Source organism: Brevundimonas sp. (genome assembly GCF_031082345.1).
Lineage (GTDB): Bacteria > Pseudomonadota > Alphaproteobacteria > Caulobacterales > Caulobacteraceae > Brevundimonas.
The window spans coordinates 1-14,713 of the sequence record NZ_JAVHLH010000042.1 but is presented as its reverse complement, the minus strand read 5'-3'; the positions used below and the strand labels follow the sequence as shown (position 1 = coordinate 14,713).

Here is a 14,713-nt window from a genome sequence, read left to right as displayed (position 1 = left end):
GTGCTTCCGGGCATCGGCCGGGGCGCCGACGCCCTGAAGCACGATCTGGATCAGCCGCGCGGCGCCCGCCGTCACCGGCCTCAGGGCCGCCTCGCTGAGCCAGCGCGGCGTCTTCTCGCCCGGCAGGGCGGCGACGATGACCAGATGGATGGCGCCCAGCAGCACCAGCGCCCGCCCGGCCCCGACGAAAATGCCGATGATGCGGTCGACGCCGCCCAGTTGCGGATGCGCCTGCGCCCGCTTCGACAGCATCGAGCCGAAGATGCGGACGCCGAAATAGATCAGCAGGAACGACGTCACCGCCGCCAGGATGGTCCCGGCCCAGTCCGGATCGACCAGGGCGCGCCCCAGCGGGGCGGTGACGGGCAGGGCCACCAGGGCGATGAAGGCCGCCAGGATGAAGCTCAGCAGGGTGATGATTTCGCGCGTGCCGCCCCGCACCCAGCCGGCGGCGGCCGAGGCCAGGATGACCAGTATGGCGATGACGTCGAAGCCGGTCATGGGCGCTCGCGCTGGGGACGATCCGTCATCAGTAGCGGTTTTGCGAGATTCGTTCGACCGCTTCGGTGAGCCGGTTCACTGCCGTGACCTTGACCCCCTTGTCCTTGACCGTCAGCGGCGGCGACAGGGCCTGGTCGAAGCCCAGCTTCTGCGCCTCCCTCAACCGCGCCTCGGCCCGCCCCACGGCCCGGATCTCGCCCGACAGGCTGATCTCGCCGAACACCACGCAGCCTTGGGGCAGTGGCATGTCTGTCGCCGAACTGACCAGCGCCGCCGCCGCCGCCAGATCGGCCGCCGGCTCGTTGATGCGCAGCCCCCCGGCCACGTTCAGATAGACGTCCTGATCGCCGAAGCCGAAGCCGCAGCGCGCCTCCAGCACCGCCAGCACCATGGCCAGTCGCCCGGTGTCCCAGCCGACCACCGCGCGACGCGGCGTGCCATAGGCCGATTTCGACACCAGCGCCTGGACCTCGACCAGCACCGGCCGCGAGCCCTCGATGCCGGCGAACACCGCCGCCCCCGGAGCCCGGTCCTTGCCCTCGCCGAGGAACAGCGCCGACGGATTGGCCACCTCGCGCAGTCCCGCGTCGCCCATTTCGAACACGCCGATCTCGTCGGTGGCCCCGAAGCGGTTCTTGCCGGCCCTCAGGATGCGGAACGGATAGCCGCGCTCGCCCTCGAAGCTCAGCACCGCGTCGACCATGTGCTCGACCACCCGTGGGCCCGCCACCTGGCCGTCCTTGGTGACGTGCCCCACCAGCACCACGGCCACGCCCTGCGACTTGGCCAGCCGCACCATCTCCCCGGCGCAGGCCCGCACCTGGGTCACCGAGCCGGGCCCCGCTTCATGGGCGTCGCTCCACAGCGTCTGGATCGAATCGACAATGACGATGTCGAATTTCTCGCGCTTCAGCGTGCCGAGGATCTCCCTGAGCGCCGTGGCCGAGGCCAGCTCAACCGGAGCCTTCTCCAGCCCCATCCGCTTCGCCCGCGCCCGGATCTGCTCGACCGCCTCCTCTCCCGAGATATAGGCCACCCGCCGCCCCGACAGCGCCGCCCGCCCGGCCACGTCCAGCAACAGGGTCGACTTTCCCACCCCCGGATCGCCGCTCAGCAGGATAGCCGAGCCCGGCACCACCCCGCCGCCGCAGACCCGGTCGAACTCGGTCACCCCGGTGACGATGCGCGGCGGCTCGGGCGTGTCGGACTGCAGGGTCTCGAACTGGACCCCGCGGGTGCGGCTGCTCGCCGCCGGCTTCATCGCCCCCGGCGGGGCCGAGCGGCTTTCCTCGACGATCGAATTCCACTGCCCGCACGCGCCGCACTGGCCGGACCACTTGCCGTGGACCGCCCCGCAGGACTGACAAACATAGATCGCGCCGTCTCTCGCCATGCGGTTGGCTTACAGGAGTCGCGGGCGGCGGGGCAGGGGGCTCCGGCTGCCCTACGACCGATAATGACGCAGGCGATTCAGCCGACCCAGGTTCGGGGCACGCGCGCGCTGACCGAGGTCAGCAACTCCCAGGCCACCGTGCCCGCCGCCGCGGCCGCATCGTCGAGCATCCGCTGCCCGCCGAACATCTCCACCCGGTCGCCGACGGCGACCTCGAGGCCGGTCACGTCGACGGCGCAGACATCCATCGAGATCCGGCCGAGGATCGGCCTCAGGGCGCCGCCGACGAAGACCTCCCCGCGCGGACTGTAGCTGCGCAGGACCCCGTCGGCGTAGCCCGCGGCGACGGTGGCGATCCGGCGCGGCGACTCCGCGATGAAGCCGCGCGAATAGCCCACGCTCTCGCCGGCCGGGACATCGCGCACCTGCAGCACCTCGGCGGTCAGGGTCGCCACCGGTCGGATGCGCTCGTCCGGTCGTCCTTCCGGCCCGCCGCCGTACAGGCAAATCCCCGGCCGCGACGCGTCGAAGCCATAGTCCTCGCCGAGGAAGATTCCGCCCGAGTTGGCGAACGACCGCACTGTCCCCGGGTAGCGCGCCGCCGCCACGGCGAAGGCGTCCCGCTGGCGCGCATTCATCGGCTCGGCGGGGTCGTCGGCGCAGGCGAGGTGGCTGAGCACCATGTCCAGCCCCTCGAACGGCTCGGGCGCCGCTTCGGGGCGGAAGCCCAGCCGGTTCATGCCGGTGTCGATCTGCAGTCCGCAACGGCCGCCGCCCGCCGCTCGCCACTCCGTCACTTGCGCTTCGGTGTTCAGCACCGGACGCAGATCGGCCTCGCGCAGCCGGGATGCCCGCCCCGTCAGGCAGCCGTCGAGCACATAGATCGCGGGCGTCGGCCCCAGCGCGGCCCGCAGGCGCTCGCCCTCGCGGGTGCGCGCGACGAAGAAGGTCCTCGCCCCTTCCTGCATCAGGCGCCCGGCGCAGGCGTCGGCGCCCAGGCCATAGGCGTCGGCCTTGACCACCGGATGCACGGGCACGCCGCCCGCCGCTTCGAGCGTGCGGTAATTGGCGGCGAGGGCCTGCAGGTCGACGGTCAGCAAGGCGGGGGCGGTCATGCCCCATCTAGAGCCCTGTCGTTGTGCGATGCAACAACGCGGGGGCGCCGACGCGTTGACGGAGTGCGCCGATCGGCGTCAAAATGACGCCGTTCTGCGAGGAGGCCGACATGGCTGGCGTTCGATCGTTGGGCAGGCTCGCGATTGCGCTGGTCGTCGCGCTCGGGTTCTGCGGGGCCGCTTTGGCCCAGGACGAGCCGCCCGGCGGAAACGCCCAGGGCGGGAACGAACTTTCCGACAGTCACCATGAAGGCGATCATCTCGGCCCGATCGGGCCCTATCTGAGCGCCGCGGAGCTTCGGAACTGGCCGCAGGGCAGCCGCCGCCCCGTGCCCGAACGGCTGGTGCGCGAACGCACCGCCGAAATCCTCGCCGAAGCGGGCACGCCGTGCGAGATCGTCGCCGCGCACAATCCGGGAGAGACCCGGCAGCGTAAACAGATCTATGAAATCGCCTGCCGCGAGGGCCCGGGTTATCTGGTGGTCGCCACCGACGCTCCCGCCATCCTGAACTGCCTGCATCTCGCGGCCACCGAGGCGGCGCAGCGCGCCGCGGACGCCTCGCGGCCGGTGACCTCCCTGTGTTTGCTGGATGGCAACAAGGACGCGGCGGCGGCCCTGCGCCCGCTGGCGACCCGTATCGATCCCGCCTGCGTGGTCGATCAGGCCGCCTGGATCGGTCGGGTCGGCGAGGATCAGGATCGCTACGAGGTCGGCTGCGAGGGCCGCGACGGCCTGTGGCTGCAGACTCCGATCAACCGGACCGAGGTCACGGAGTCCTTTTCCTGCCTCGATCTCGCGGCCATGGGCGAGGCCTGCCAATTCACCACGCCGGCAGAGCAGGCGGCCACCGTGGCCTCGTGGCTGCCGGCGGATGGTCCGGCCTGCGCCGCCGATAGGGCCCGTGTGGTCGGCGTGGCTGACGGGGCCCGATTTTACGAACTGAGCTGCGGCGCGGAGCCCGGGCTGATCCTGAAGCTGACGCCCGAGGGCCGGTTGGACCAGGCCTGGCCCTGCGCCCGGGCGACCGGAATCGCCGGAGGCTGCAGGCTGGCCCGCACGGAATCCTGACGCCTACAGCCGGGCGAAGGCCTCGCCGGCCTCGTCGAACAGATGCGCCTGCCCGGCCGACACCCGCAGCGTCAGCGCCTCGCCGACCGCAGGCCGCACGTCGCCGGGCAGCAGCACCGTCAACGGCGTCTCGCCTGCCTCAAGATAGGCGTAGGTGGCGTGCCCCAGCGTCTCGACGAAGGTCACCGTGGCCGCGACCGCGTCGCCCTTGCTGGACAGCCCCAGGTGCTCCGGCCGCACGCCCAAGGTCACCGCGTCTCCGGGCGCGGCGCCGGACGCATCGACATCGACCCTGACGCTTTCGCCCGCCGCCGTGCGCACCGTCGAGCCGCTGGCCGAGGCCGAGACGATCTCCGCCGGCAGCAGGTTCATCTTTGGACTGCCGATGAACTCCGCGACGAACAGATTGCGGGGGCGTTCGTACAGCGCCATCGGCTCGCCGACCTGTTCGATCCGCCCGGCGTTCAGCACCACGATGCGGTCGGCCAGGGTCATGGCCTCGACCTGGTCGTGGGTGACATAGACCATGGTCGTCTTCAGCCGTTCGTGCAGGCTGGCGAACTCGTAGCGCATCCGCACCCGCAGGGCGGCGTCGAGATTGGACAGGGGCTCGTCGAACAGGAAGACCTGCGGCTCGCGCACGATGGCGCGGCCGATGGCGACCCGCTGCCGCTGACCCCCGGACAGGGCCTTGGGCTTGCGCTCCAGATAGTCGGTGATGTTCAGGGTCTCGGCCGCGCTGCGCACGCGCCGGTCGATCTCCGCCTTGTCTAGCTTGGCAAGTCTCAGTCCGAACGCCATGTTTTCATAGACGTTCATGTGCGGGTACAGGGCGTAGGACTGGAACACCATGGCGATGCCGCGATCCGAGGGCGACAGGTCGTTGACCGGCCGCCCGGCGATGGCGATCTCGCCGTCGTCCACCTCTTCCAGGCCGGCGATGGTCCGCAGCAGGGTGGACTTGCCGCAGCCGGAGGGGCCGACGAAGACGAGGAACTCGCCGTCCGCGATCTCAAGGTCAATGCCCTTCAGCACCTCGGTCGTACCGAAGCGTTTGGTCACCCCGGTCAGCCGGACGTCCGCCATGTTTCCTGCCCGCCGCTTCTTGCCTTGGCGTCACCGTAAACGGTTACAGGCGGCGATCAATCCTCGGCCGCCCAGACGGCCGCCGCCACCTCGGGCGTGACCCGGGGGATGACGGGAGCGGAGGGAGCCTAGCGGGGCGTCTTGCCCTTGTAGGCGGGTCTGGCCGCCGCGGGCTTGCCGCGCGCGTCCTTGGCGGCCCACGGACGGTCGCCGCCCTTGGGCTTGCCCTTCCACGGCTTGTCGCCCGCCGTAGCCGGCGCCGCTTCGGCGTCCGAGCGGGGAGCCCAGGGCGTCTTGCCCTCGGCGGCCGGCTTCTTCACCCACGGCTTCTTGCCCGGAGGGGTCGGATCGTTCGGCGTGCGCTTGACCCAGGGCTTCTTGCCCTCGGCCGCCGCGTCGTCGCGCTTCACCCACGGCTTCTTCTCGCCATGGGGCTTGTCCTCGCGGGCCTTCCAGGCCGGCTTGTCGCCGTCCTCGCGCTTGACCCACGGCTTCTTGCCCTCGGCGGGCGCGGCGGAGTCCTCGCGCTTCACCCAGGGTTTCTTCTCGCCCTGCGGACGATCCTCGCGCGGCTTCCAGGCGGGCTTGTCGCCGCCGTCCTCGCCGGCCTTCCACGGCTTCTTCTCCGGACGGTCGCCGCCCGCGCCGGGCTTCTTGTCCCAGCGGCTGACCGGCTTCTCCGACGGGCCCGGCTTAACGGCCGGCTCGATCTTGACGCCCTCCTCGAGACCCTGGGCGATGGCGGCCTCGAACTTGGCCTTCATCTCCTCGGTGATCTCGAACTTGGTCTCGCGCTCGAAGATCTTGATCGCGCCGATGTCGCGTTTGGTCACATGGCCAAGACGGCAGATGGTCGGCATCAGCCATTTCGGATCGGCGTTCTTGTCGCGGCCGATGTTGATGCGGAACCAGGCCATGTCGCCGCCGCGGGCGAAGTCCGTATAGGGCACGTCCGGCTGGCCCTTGTCGTTCTTGCCGGTGGCCTGCTGGCGCTTCATCCGCTCGTCGTCATAGACGTCTTCGGGCGCCGGCAGCTTCTGCTGGTACAGGCGGATCAGGGCCGCCGCGATCTGCTCCGGCGAGCTCCTCTCGAGCAGCTGCTTGCCGAGGGCCAGCGTATCCTCGCCCTCGACCGGGGCGGTCAGCACCGGATCGGCCAGCATGCGCTTGCGGTCGTTCTCGAGGATCATCTCGGCCGACGGCGGTCCCGACCATTCGGCGTTGATCGAGGCCGACTGCAGCATCAGCTCGACCTTGCGGCGACGCGTATAGCTGACCAGCAGGACCGAAACGCCCTTCTTGCCGGCGCGGCCGGTGCGACCCGAGCGGTGCAGCAGCCCGGCCTTGTTGACCGGGATCTCGGCGTGGATGACCAGCCCCAGATCGGGCAGGTCCAGCCCGCGCGCGGCCACGTCGGTGGCGACACAGACCCGCGCATGCCCGTCACGCAGCGCCTGCAGCGCTTCGGACCGCTGGCTCTGGGTCAGCTCGCCGGACAGGCCGACCACCGAAAAGCCGCGCTCGCGCAGCGACGAGGTCAGGTGTTTGACCCGCTCGCGGGTGTTGGCGAACACCAGCGCCCCGGGAGCCTCGAAATAGCGCAGCACATTGACGACCGCGAGCTCGACCTCGTTCGGGGCCACCCGGATCGCCTTGTACTCGATATCGGCGTGGGAGACGTTGCCCGCCACCGTGTCGATGCGCAGCGCATTGGTCTGGTAGGTCTTGGCCAGTTGCACGATATCGCGCGCCAGGGTGGCCGAGAACATCAGGGTGCGGCGGCCGGCCGGCGCGCCTTCCAGGATGAAGGTCAGGTCTTCGTGGAAGCCCATGTCCAGCATCTCGTCGGCTTCATCCAGCACGACAGCCTGCAGGGTCGACAGGTCCAGCGATCCGCGCTCCAGATGGTCGCGCAGACGGCCCGGCGTGCCGACGACGATGTGGCAGCCGCGGTTCAGCGCCTGGCGCTCGACCTTGGGGTCCATGCCGCCGACGCAGGAGACGATCCGCGCGCCGGTCTGGGCGTACAGCCATTGCAGCTCGTTGGAGACCTGCAGCGCCAGTTCGCGGGTCGGGGCGATGACCAGGGCCACCGGCGCGCCGAACTCGGCGAATTTCTCCGCCTCGCCCAGCAGGGTGGGGGCCAGGGCCAGGCCGAAGGCCACGGTCTTGCCTGAACCGGTCTGGGCGCTGACCAGCAGGTCGCGACCCGAGCCGTCCTCGTTCAGCGACGCCTCCAGCACCGCCGACTGCACCGGCGTCGGCTCGGCGTAGCCGCGTTCGGAAAGAGCGCGGTCGAGCGCGGGATGACTGGCGGGGAAGGGCATGCAGAGGTCCGTAAGGCGCCAGGGCGACGCGCGCCAGCCCGGGCGGGGCGGCAAGGGGGCGGCCGTATGCGCGCCGATCAAGGCGGAAGCGCGGCCCTACTGTTCCTGACGTCGGCGTCGACGACGGTGACAAGCGACCCCCGTTCGGTAAAGCTGCGCAGGCTGAGGGGAAATTCCATGTTCAAATCATTGCTCGTCGCCACGACCGCACTGGCGGTGCTGGTCCAGCCCGCCGCCGCGTTTCCGTCGCCGGTCGGCCTGGTCCAGGACGGGGGGCAGCCGATTCGGCCGGGTCAGACGGTGCAGGGCGAGCTGCGTCGGGGCGACGCCATGCTCGACAGCGGCGAGTTCACCGACACCTGGGCCTTGCGGGTCCGGACCGGGGAGACCTACGAGGTCACCCTCTCGGCCCCGGCCTTCGATCCCTATCTGATGGTGCGCGGACCCGGCGGGCTCAGCGAGGACAATGACGACGATCCGGCGGCGCGGGGTTCGCGCGACAGCCGGATTCGCTTCACCGCCCCGGCCGCGGGCGAGGTCGAGATCGACGCCACCAGCTACGAGCCCGGCGAAACCGGCGCCTATCGGCTGACCCTCTCGGCGATCGGCGGCGGGTCGGCCCGGGCGGACGTCGCCGACGCCTCGGGAACGCTCGCCGTGGGCCGCACGGTCGGCGGAAGCCTGGCCTCCGGCGACGAACAGCTGGAGACCGGCGAGTTCATCGACACCTGGACCCTGCGCGGCCGGCGCGGCCAGCAGCTCGACATCCGGCTGACCTCGACCGACTTCGACCCCTATCTGATGGTGCGGGGGCCGGGCGACTTCTCCAGCGACAACGACGACGACGCCGGCGTCGAGGATTCGCGCGACAGCCGGCTGCTGGTCACCCTGCCCGCCGATGGCGAGTACCAGATATCCGCCACCAGCTACGAACCCAAGGAGAGCGGCGCCTATCGCCTCGCCGTGCTCGACGGCGCCGGCGTCTCCGCGCCCCGGCCCCCGTCCGAGGCGCCGTCGGGGCGTCCGGCGGGCGGCGGCGACGTGGTCATCGGCGAGGCGGTGTCGGGCGCCCTGGCCGGCGGGGACGACACCCTCGACACGGGCGAATACGTCGACAACTACCGCTTCAGCGGCCGCCGCGGCCAGCGCGTTGCGGTGAACCTGACCTCGTCGGCCTTCGACGCCTACACCATGGTCATCACCCCCTCCGGCGAGCAGTTCGACAACGACGACGGCGACGACGGCACCGACAGCCGCCAGGTGCTGGTGCTGCCCGAGGACGGGACCTACCAGGTCCGGCTCACCTCCTATCGCCCGGGCGAGACCGGTTCCTATCGCTTCAGCGTCGAGTCCGCCGGAGAACCGCCCCGGCAGGCGGCCGTCGCCGGCGGCGCCCGGGTCTTCGCCCTGATGGTTGGGGTCTCCGACTATCCGGAGGACGTCGGCGACCTGGAGTTCACCGACGAGGACGCCCGCAAGCTGGCCGAGACGCTCCAGCGCGACGGGTCGCTGAACGAGGCCAGCGTGGTCCTGACCAATGCCGAGGCCACGGTCGCGGGCGTCCGCGCCGCCTTTTCGCGCGTGGCCGCCCAGGCGGGACCGGACGACATGTTCCTGTTCTTCTTCTCCGGCCACGGCGGCCAGGAGCCGACGCCCGTCACCGGGCTCGAACCCGACGGCAAGGCCGAGACCCTGGTGCTGACCGACGGCGAGATCTCCGACGCCGAGCTGGGCCGCCTGTTCGCCTCGCTCGACACCCGTCTGGCCCTGCTGGTCGTGGACGCCTGCTTCTCGGGCGGCTTCGCGCGCAATGTCGTGGACCGCCCCGGCGTCATGGGGGTGTTCAGCTCAGAGGAGGACCTGACCAGCGCCGTGGCCGACAAATTCCAGGCGGGCGGCTATCTGTCCCACTTCGTGCGCGCCGGGATGTCGGGCGAGGCCGACGGCGACGGCGACCGCCTGGTCACCGCCGGCGAACTGGCGACCTTCCTGCGCCGCCAGTTCCGCGTTGAGGTCGAGGACGTCCAGGCCGAGACCCAGGACGGCCAGCGCAACTACCAGAACCTCGTCATCGACCGCGGCGGCGTCCAGGTCGACGACGTCATCGTCCGCCTGCCGGCGGCGGCGTCGGGCGGTCAGTGATCGCGGGGGGGAAATGGTGGATGCGACAGGGATTGAACCTGTGACCCCCTCGGTGTGAACGAGGTGCTCTCCCGCTGAGCTACGCATCCATCAACTGCGGAGGCGGCGACATAGCCCGGTCGTCCCGTACTGGCAAGCCGTCACCGGCGGGACCCGGATTCGCCCGTTCCGCCGCCTGCGTCTCCCGCCGGCCGCCGCGATGGGCTAGACCTCGGGCCTGACCAGCCGCCGGACCGATTCATGACCAGTACGCCACACCCCAGGGCCGCCATCATCCTCGCCGCCGGCCAGGGCACGCGGATGAAGTCGCCGCTGCCCAAGGTGCTGCACCCGGTGGGCGGCCGCGCCATGCTGGACCACGCCATCGACGCCGCCGAGGCCCTGGGCTGCGAGCGCATCGTCGTCGTCGTCGGGGCCCATTCGCCCGAGGTCCGCGACCACGTCGTCCGCCGTCTCGGCGAGGACGCCATCGCCGTCCAGGATCCGCCGCTCGGCACCGGCCACGCCGTCCGCGCCGCCGAGGCCGTGCTCGGCGACTTCGTCGGCCAGGTGGTCATCACCTACGGCGACGTGCCCCTGCTGACCGCCGCCGACATCGAGCCGGTCTTCGCCGCGCATGACGGCGTCACCGTCATCGGCTTCGAGGCCGCCGACCCCGGCGCCTACGGCCGTCTGGTCATGGACGGCGACCAGCTGGCCGCCATCACCGAGGCGAAGGAGGCCTCGCCCGAGGTCCTCGCCCTGACCGCCTGCAATTCCGGCGTCATGGCCGCCCCGGTCGGCCTGCTGTTCGACCTCCTGCGCGAGGTGAGGAACGACAACGCCAAGGGCGAATACTATCTCACCGACGTGGTCGAACTGGCCCGCAAGCACGGCGCCCCGACCCGCGCCGTTTTCGCGTCCGAGGACGCCGTCATGGGGGTCAATTCCCAGGCCGAACTGGCCGTCGCCGAGGCCCTGTTCCAGGAGGCCAGACGCGAGGCCTGCCTCGCGGCCGGCGTCACCATGCCGGCCCCGGACACGGTCCATTTCGCCTTCGACACCGAGGTCGGCGGCGGAACCTTGATCGAGCCCTATGTCGTCTTCGGCCCCGGCGCGAAGATCGCCCCCGGCGCCCGCATCCGCGCCTTCAGCCACATCGAGGGCGCGACCGTCGCCGCCGGCGCCGAGGTCGGCCCCTACGCCCGCCTGCGCCCCGGCGCCGATCTGGGTGAGAACGCCAAGGTCGGCAATTTCGTCGAGGTCAAGAACGTCCGCATGGGCCCGGGCGCCAAGGCCAACCACCTGGCCTATCTCGGCGACGGCGAGGTCGGGGCGAAGGCCAACATCGGCGCCGGGACGATCTTCTGCAACTACGACGGGTTCTTCAAACACCGCACCACGGTGGGCGAGGGGGCCTTCGTCGGCTCCAACAGTTCGCTGGTGGCGCCGGTCGCCATCGGCGCCGGGGCCATGGTCGGCTCGGGCTCGGTGATCACCGCCGACGTCGCGCCCGGCGATCTGGCCCTTGCCCGGGGTCAGCAGACGGCCAAGTCGGGCTGGGCCGCCCGGTTCATGGATGCGATGCGGACGAAGAAGGCGGCGAAGAAATGAGCGCGGACATCCAGAAGAATCGCGCCGGCGAGGCCGCCGCCCTCCACGTCGAGGCCGGCATGGTCGTCGGCCTCGGCACCGGCTCGACCGCCGCCTGGTTCGTCAAGGCCCTGGCCGCCCGCAACCTGCCCGACCTGCGCTGCGTCCCGACCTCGGAGGCCACCGCCGAACTGGCCCGCGAGCTCGGCCTGCCGCTGTCGACGCTGGAGGACTCACCCCGCATCGACCTGACCGTCGACGGCGCCGACGAGGTCGGCCCCGGCCTCGCCCTGATCAAGGGCGGCGGCGCGGCCCTGTTGCGCGAGAAGCTGGTCTGGGAGGCCTCGGCCCGCTGCCTCGTCATCGCCGACGCCGCCAAGGTGGTGAAGACCCTCGGCGCCTTCGCCCTGCCGATCGAGGTCGTCGCCTTCGGCCACAAGACCACCGCCAACCGCATCGCCGACGTTCTGAGCGACCACGACATCGCCATGCCGGCCCGCGTCCGCGCCGCCGAGCGCGGACTGGTCCGCACCGACGGCGGCAACCTGATCTATGACGCCAGATGCGGCGCCATCCACGACCCCGCCCGTCTCGCCGACGACCTCAAGCTGATCACCGGCGTGGTCGAGCACGGCCTGTTCCTCGGCCTCGCCGACGAGGCCATCATCGGCACGGATGGAGGGGTGGAGCGGCTGGCGCCCTGAAACCCGCTCCGGCCGCCGTCCCTATTCCTCTTCGTCGGCCCGGAGGTCCTGGTGGGCCTGGTAGATCGAGTCGGCGATCTCGGTCGTGCCGGCGTGCAGGTTCTTCCGCGTGCGCTCGGCGTCGTACAGGCCCCTCAGATAGGCCTGGTCCCAGTCGGTCAGTCCGGGCGCCGTGTCCGGCGCGTCGAACACATTCAGGATCGAGGCGTAGCGGCTGGTGTCGGCCTGCGGGTCGATCTGGGCCAGGGTGACCATGGCCACATAGTCCGCCAGCTGCTGTCCCGAGACGCCGCCGATCTGGTCGATGTCGAGAATGACGACGGTGCGGAAGATGTAGTCGACGATCTGGGTGCTCAGGCGCGAGGCGGCGAAGGTCGCGATGACGGGGGCGTAGTCAGACGTCGACATGCAGGGGTCGCGGCATTCTCCCGGGATGCGGGTCGCGCGCTGCCCCGTTTCGGAGTTGGCGGGCATGCTGACCTGCCACCAGCGCACCGGCGCGTCGTTGGCCACGAAATTCTCCAGGGCGCGGCCGCCCCGATCCATGCCGGAGCCGCCCATCCGGAAGGCCCGGCGCCGTTCCTCCGTCAGTTGCCGGGCGAGGCCGTCCGGGTCGTCGCTGGCGATGATGATGACGTTCGGCTGGCAGCCGGGATCGCCCGGGATGACGCCGAGATCCTCGGCCACGGTCGAGACCCGGTCGACGATATACTGGGCCGGCTCGGCCCTCAGATTGGCCACTCCGACGCAGATCCGGTCGTCCCAGCGGGCGATGCCGCGGCGCCGGTTGGGGGCGGCGACCTCGTCGACGAAGGAGCGGATCATCGAGTCCAGCGGCCGTCCGGTGACCTCGATCTCGCCGAGATCGACCGGAGCCTCCTGGGGCGGGACGCTCGCCTGCGGGACAGGCGCCTGCTGGGGGACCTGCATCGGCGCGACGGCGAGCAGGGCGGCGAGGGTGAGGGCAACCATGAGTCACATCCTTGGCGACATTCGCCTCGACTATGCGCCGCGTATCGCGGGGGTCAAGCGCGCCGAATGCGGATCCGCCGGAGACGGGGGCCGCCCCGACCTTGCCCCCTTCCGCCGCGGCCCCTAAGTCCGGGCCCGCGCCGGGGCGCCGCCGCCCGGCGTCCCATCAGACCTCCCGCGCCCGCGCCGGCGCGAACCGGAGCCTCCCCGCATGGCCGACTACGACTACGACCTCTTCGTCATCGGCGCCGGCTCCGGCGGCGTCCGCGCCGCCCGCCTGACCGCCCTGGGCGGCAAGCGCGTCGCCATCGCCGAGGAGTTCCGCGTCGGCGGCACCTGCGTCGTGCGCGGCTGCGTGCCCAAGAAATTCATGGTCATGGCCTCCGAGGTCAGCCACGCCCTCGAGATCGCCGAAGGCTACGGCTGGTCGTTCGACAGCGCGAAATTCGACTGGCCGACCTTCCTCGAGGCCAAGGATGTCGAGATCGCCCGCCTGTCCGGCATCTACGCCGCCAACCTCGGCAAGGCCGGCGTCGACCTGATCCACGGCCGCGCCGTGCTGAAGGACGCCCATACCGTCGAGATCGCCGGCAAGGGGGAGGACGGCGGCCCCCTCGTCATCACCGCCGAAAAGATCCTGATCGCCACCGGCGGCCGCCCGTGGGTCCCCGCCGACCTGCCCGGCGTCGAACACGCCATCACCTCGGAAGAGGCCTTCCACCTGCCGGAGCTGCCGAAGCGCATCCTGATCGCCGGCGGCGGCTATATCGCGGTCGAGTTCGCCGGCATCTTCGCCGGCCTCGGCGTCGAGACCACCCTGATCTATCGCGGTCCCAACATCCTGCGCGGCTTCGACGACGACGTCCGCGCCCATCTCGCCGGCGAGATCGAGAAACGGGGGATCAAGGTCATCCTCGGCTGCCAGCACACGAGCCTGGAGAAGACGGCGACGGGCATCGTCAACCACCTCGAGAACGGCATGGCGCTGGAGACCGACGTGGTGATGTTCGCCACCGGCCGCGTGCCCCACGTCAAGGATCTCGGCCTCGAGACCGCCGGGGTCGCGCTGAACGACGACGGCGCGATCAAGGTCGACGCCTTCTCGAAGACCACCGCCGACAACATCTGGGCCATCGGCGACGTCACCGACCGCATGAACCTGACCCCGGTGGCGATCCGCGAGGCCGTGGCCTTCCACGAGACGGTCTGGCGCGACACGCCGACCGCCTTCGACTACGAGGCCGTGGCCACCGCCGTGTTCAGCCAGCCGCCGGTCGGGGTGGTCGGCCTGAGCGAGAGCGAGGCGCGCCATGTCTGCAAGGGCGAGGTCGACGTCTACGTCGCCCGCTTCCGGCCGATGAAATACGCCTTCACCGGCTCCGACGAGCGCGTGCTGATGAAGCTGGTCGTCGACGCCACGAGCCAGAAGGTCGTCGGCGTCCACATCGTCGGCCCCGAGGCCCCCGAGATGATCCAGCTCGCCGCCATCGCCGTGAAGGCCGGCCTGACCAAGGCCCAGTGGGACGCCACCTGCGCCGTCCATCCGACCATGGCCGAGGAACTGGTCACCCTGAAGGAAAAGCAGTCTCCGACCACCAGCGCGGGGTAGGGGCGGCCAACGTCTCCTCAGGGCGAGGCCGGGCCGGGCCTGAAAAAATCATGCGTCACAACGGTTCATTGTCCACAACCTCCGCTCCGCCTATCTTGCTGCCATGACGACGCGCTGGACGCCCGAGAGCTGGAGATCGAAACCCGTCGTGCAGATGCCGACGGACTATCCGGACATGGCCGCCCTGCACCGCGTCGAGGACGAGCTGCGCACCATGCCCCC

General features: G+C 70.8%; 11 protein-coding genes and 1 tRNA gene. 5 read left to right on the top strand and 7 right to left on the bottom strand.

Going from position 1 to position 14,713, the window contains the following annotated elements; genetic code table 11:
* The 3 genes from RDU12_RS04560 to alr form a co-directional block, all read right to left on the bottom strand.
* Positions 1-501, bottom strand: a 501-nt coding sequence (locus tag RDU12_RS04560) for a CvpA family protein (protein WP_308684167.1), incomplete at its 3' end; no start/stop codon positions are given.
* Between the two features lie 28 nt (positions 502-529).
* Positions 530-1,894, bottom strand: coding sequence for a DNA repair protein RadA (radA, locus tag RDU12_RS04555; protein ID WP_300290081.1), 1,365 nt, complete (start codon positions 1,892-1,894; stop codon positions 530-532).
* 77 nt (positions 1,895-1,971) lie between these two features.
* Positions 1,972-3,009, bottom strand: coding sequence for an alanine racemase (gene alr, locus RDU12_RS04550; protein WP_300290082.1), 1,038 nt, complete (start codon positions 3,007-3,009; stop codon positions 1,972-1,974).
* A 110-nt stretch (positions 3,010-3,119) separates the two neighbouring features.
* Here alr and RDU12_RS04545 point away from each other — a divergent pair, with 110 nt between their 5' ends.
* A complete protein-coding gene (locus tag RDU12_RS04545) occupies positions 3,120-4,079 on the top strand; it encodes a hypothetical protein (RefSeq protein ID WP_300290084.1) in 960 nt (319 codons plus the stop codon).
* 3 nt (positions 4,080-4,082) lie between these two features.
* On the opposite strand, the gene RDU12_RS04540 is transcribed toward RDU12_RS04545, so the two are convergent.
* Both RDU12_RS04540 and RDU12_RS04535 read right to left on the bottom strand, forming a co-directional pair.
* Positions 4,083-5,165, bottom strand: a complete 1,083-nt coding sequence (locus tag RDU12_RS04540; protein WP_300290085.1) for an ABC transporter ATP-binding protein — start codon at positions 5,163-5,165, stop codon at positions 4,083-4,085.
* 128 nt (positions 5,166-5,293) lie between these two features.
* Positions 5,294-7,492 carry a DEAD/DEAH box helicase gene (locus RDU12_RS04535; RefSeq protein ID WP_300290086.1) on the bottom strand — a complete coding sequence of 733 codons (2,199 nt, stop codon included), beginning with the start codon at positions 7,490-7,492 and terminating at the stop codon, positions 5,294-5,296.
* A 177-nt stretch (positions 7,493-7,669) separates the two neighbouring features.
* On the opposite strand from RDU12_RS04535, the gene RDU12_RS04530 reads away from it, so the two are divergent.
* Positions 7,670-9,634 carry a pre-peptidase C-terminal domain-containing protein gene (locus tag RDU12_RS04530; RefSeq protein WP_308684166.1) on the top strand — a complete coding sequence of 655 codons (1,965 nt, stop codon included), beginning with the start codon at positions 7,670-7,672 and terminating at the stop codon, positions 9,632-9,634.
* Positions 9,635-9,648: 14 nt separating this feature from the next.
* On the opposite strand, the gene RDU12_RS04525 is transcribed toward RDU12_RS04530, so the two are convergent.
* Positions 9,649-9,723: transfer RNA gene (locus RDU12_RS04525), tRNA-Val, on the bottom strand.
* Between the two features lie 151 nt (positions 9,724-9,874).
* On the opposite strand from RDU12_RS04525, the gene glmU reads away from it, so the two are divergent.
* Together glmU and rpiA are read left to right on the top strand one after the other, a co-directional pair.
* The gene (gene glmU / locus RDU12_RS04520; protein WP_308684165.1) at positions 9,875-11,227 is read left to right on the top strand and encodes a bifunctional UDP-N-acetylglucosamine diphosphorylase/glucosamine-1-phosphate N-acetyltransferase GlmU; all 1,353 of its coding nucleotides are present in this window, start codon (positions 9,875-9,877) and stop codon (positions 11,225-11,227) included.
* Entirely contained in the window at positions 11,224-11,910 is a 687-nt protein-coding gene (gene rpiA / locus RDU12_RS04515) for a ribose-5-phosphate isomerase RpiA (RefSeq protein WP_308684164.1), read from the top strand. Before glmU ends, rpiA begins: the two co-directional genes overlap by 4 nt.
* A 21-nt stretch (positions 11,911-11,931) precedes the next feature.
* On the opposite strand, the gene RDU12_RS04510 is transcribed toward rpiA, so the two are convergent.
* The gene (locus RDU12_RS04510) at positions 11,932-12,882 is read right to left on the bottom strand and encodes a hypothetical protein (RefSeq protein WP_300293438.1); all 951 of its coding nucleotides are present in this window, start codon (positions 12,880-12,882) and stop codon (positions 11,932-11,934) included.
* A 211-nt stretch (positions 12,883-13,093) separates the two neighbouring features.
* On the opposite strand from RDU12_RS04510, the gene gor reads away from it, so the two are divergent.
* Complete coding sequence (gene gor, locus RDU12_RS04505; protein ID WP_308684163.1) at positions 13,094-14,491, top strand: glutathione-disulfide reductase; 1,398 nt, start codon at positions 13,094-13,096, stop codon at positions 14,489-14,491.
* Positions 14,492-14,713: the final 222 nt, after the last annotated feature.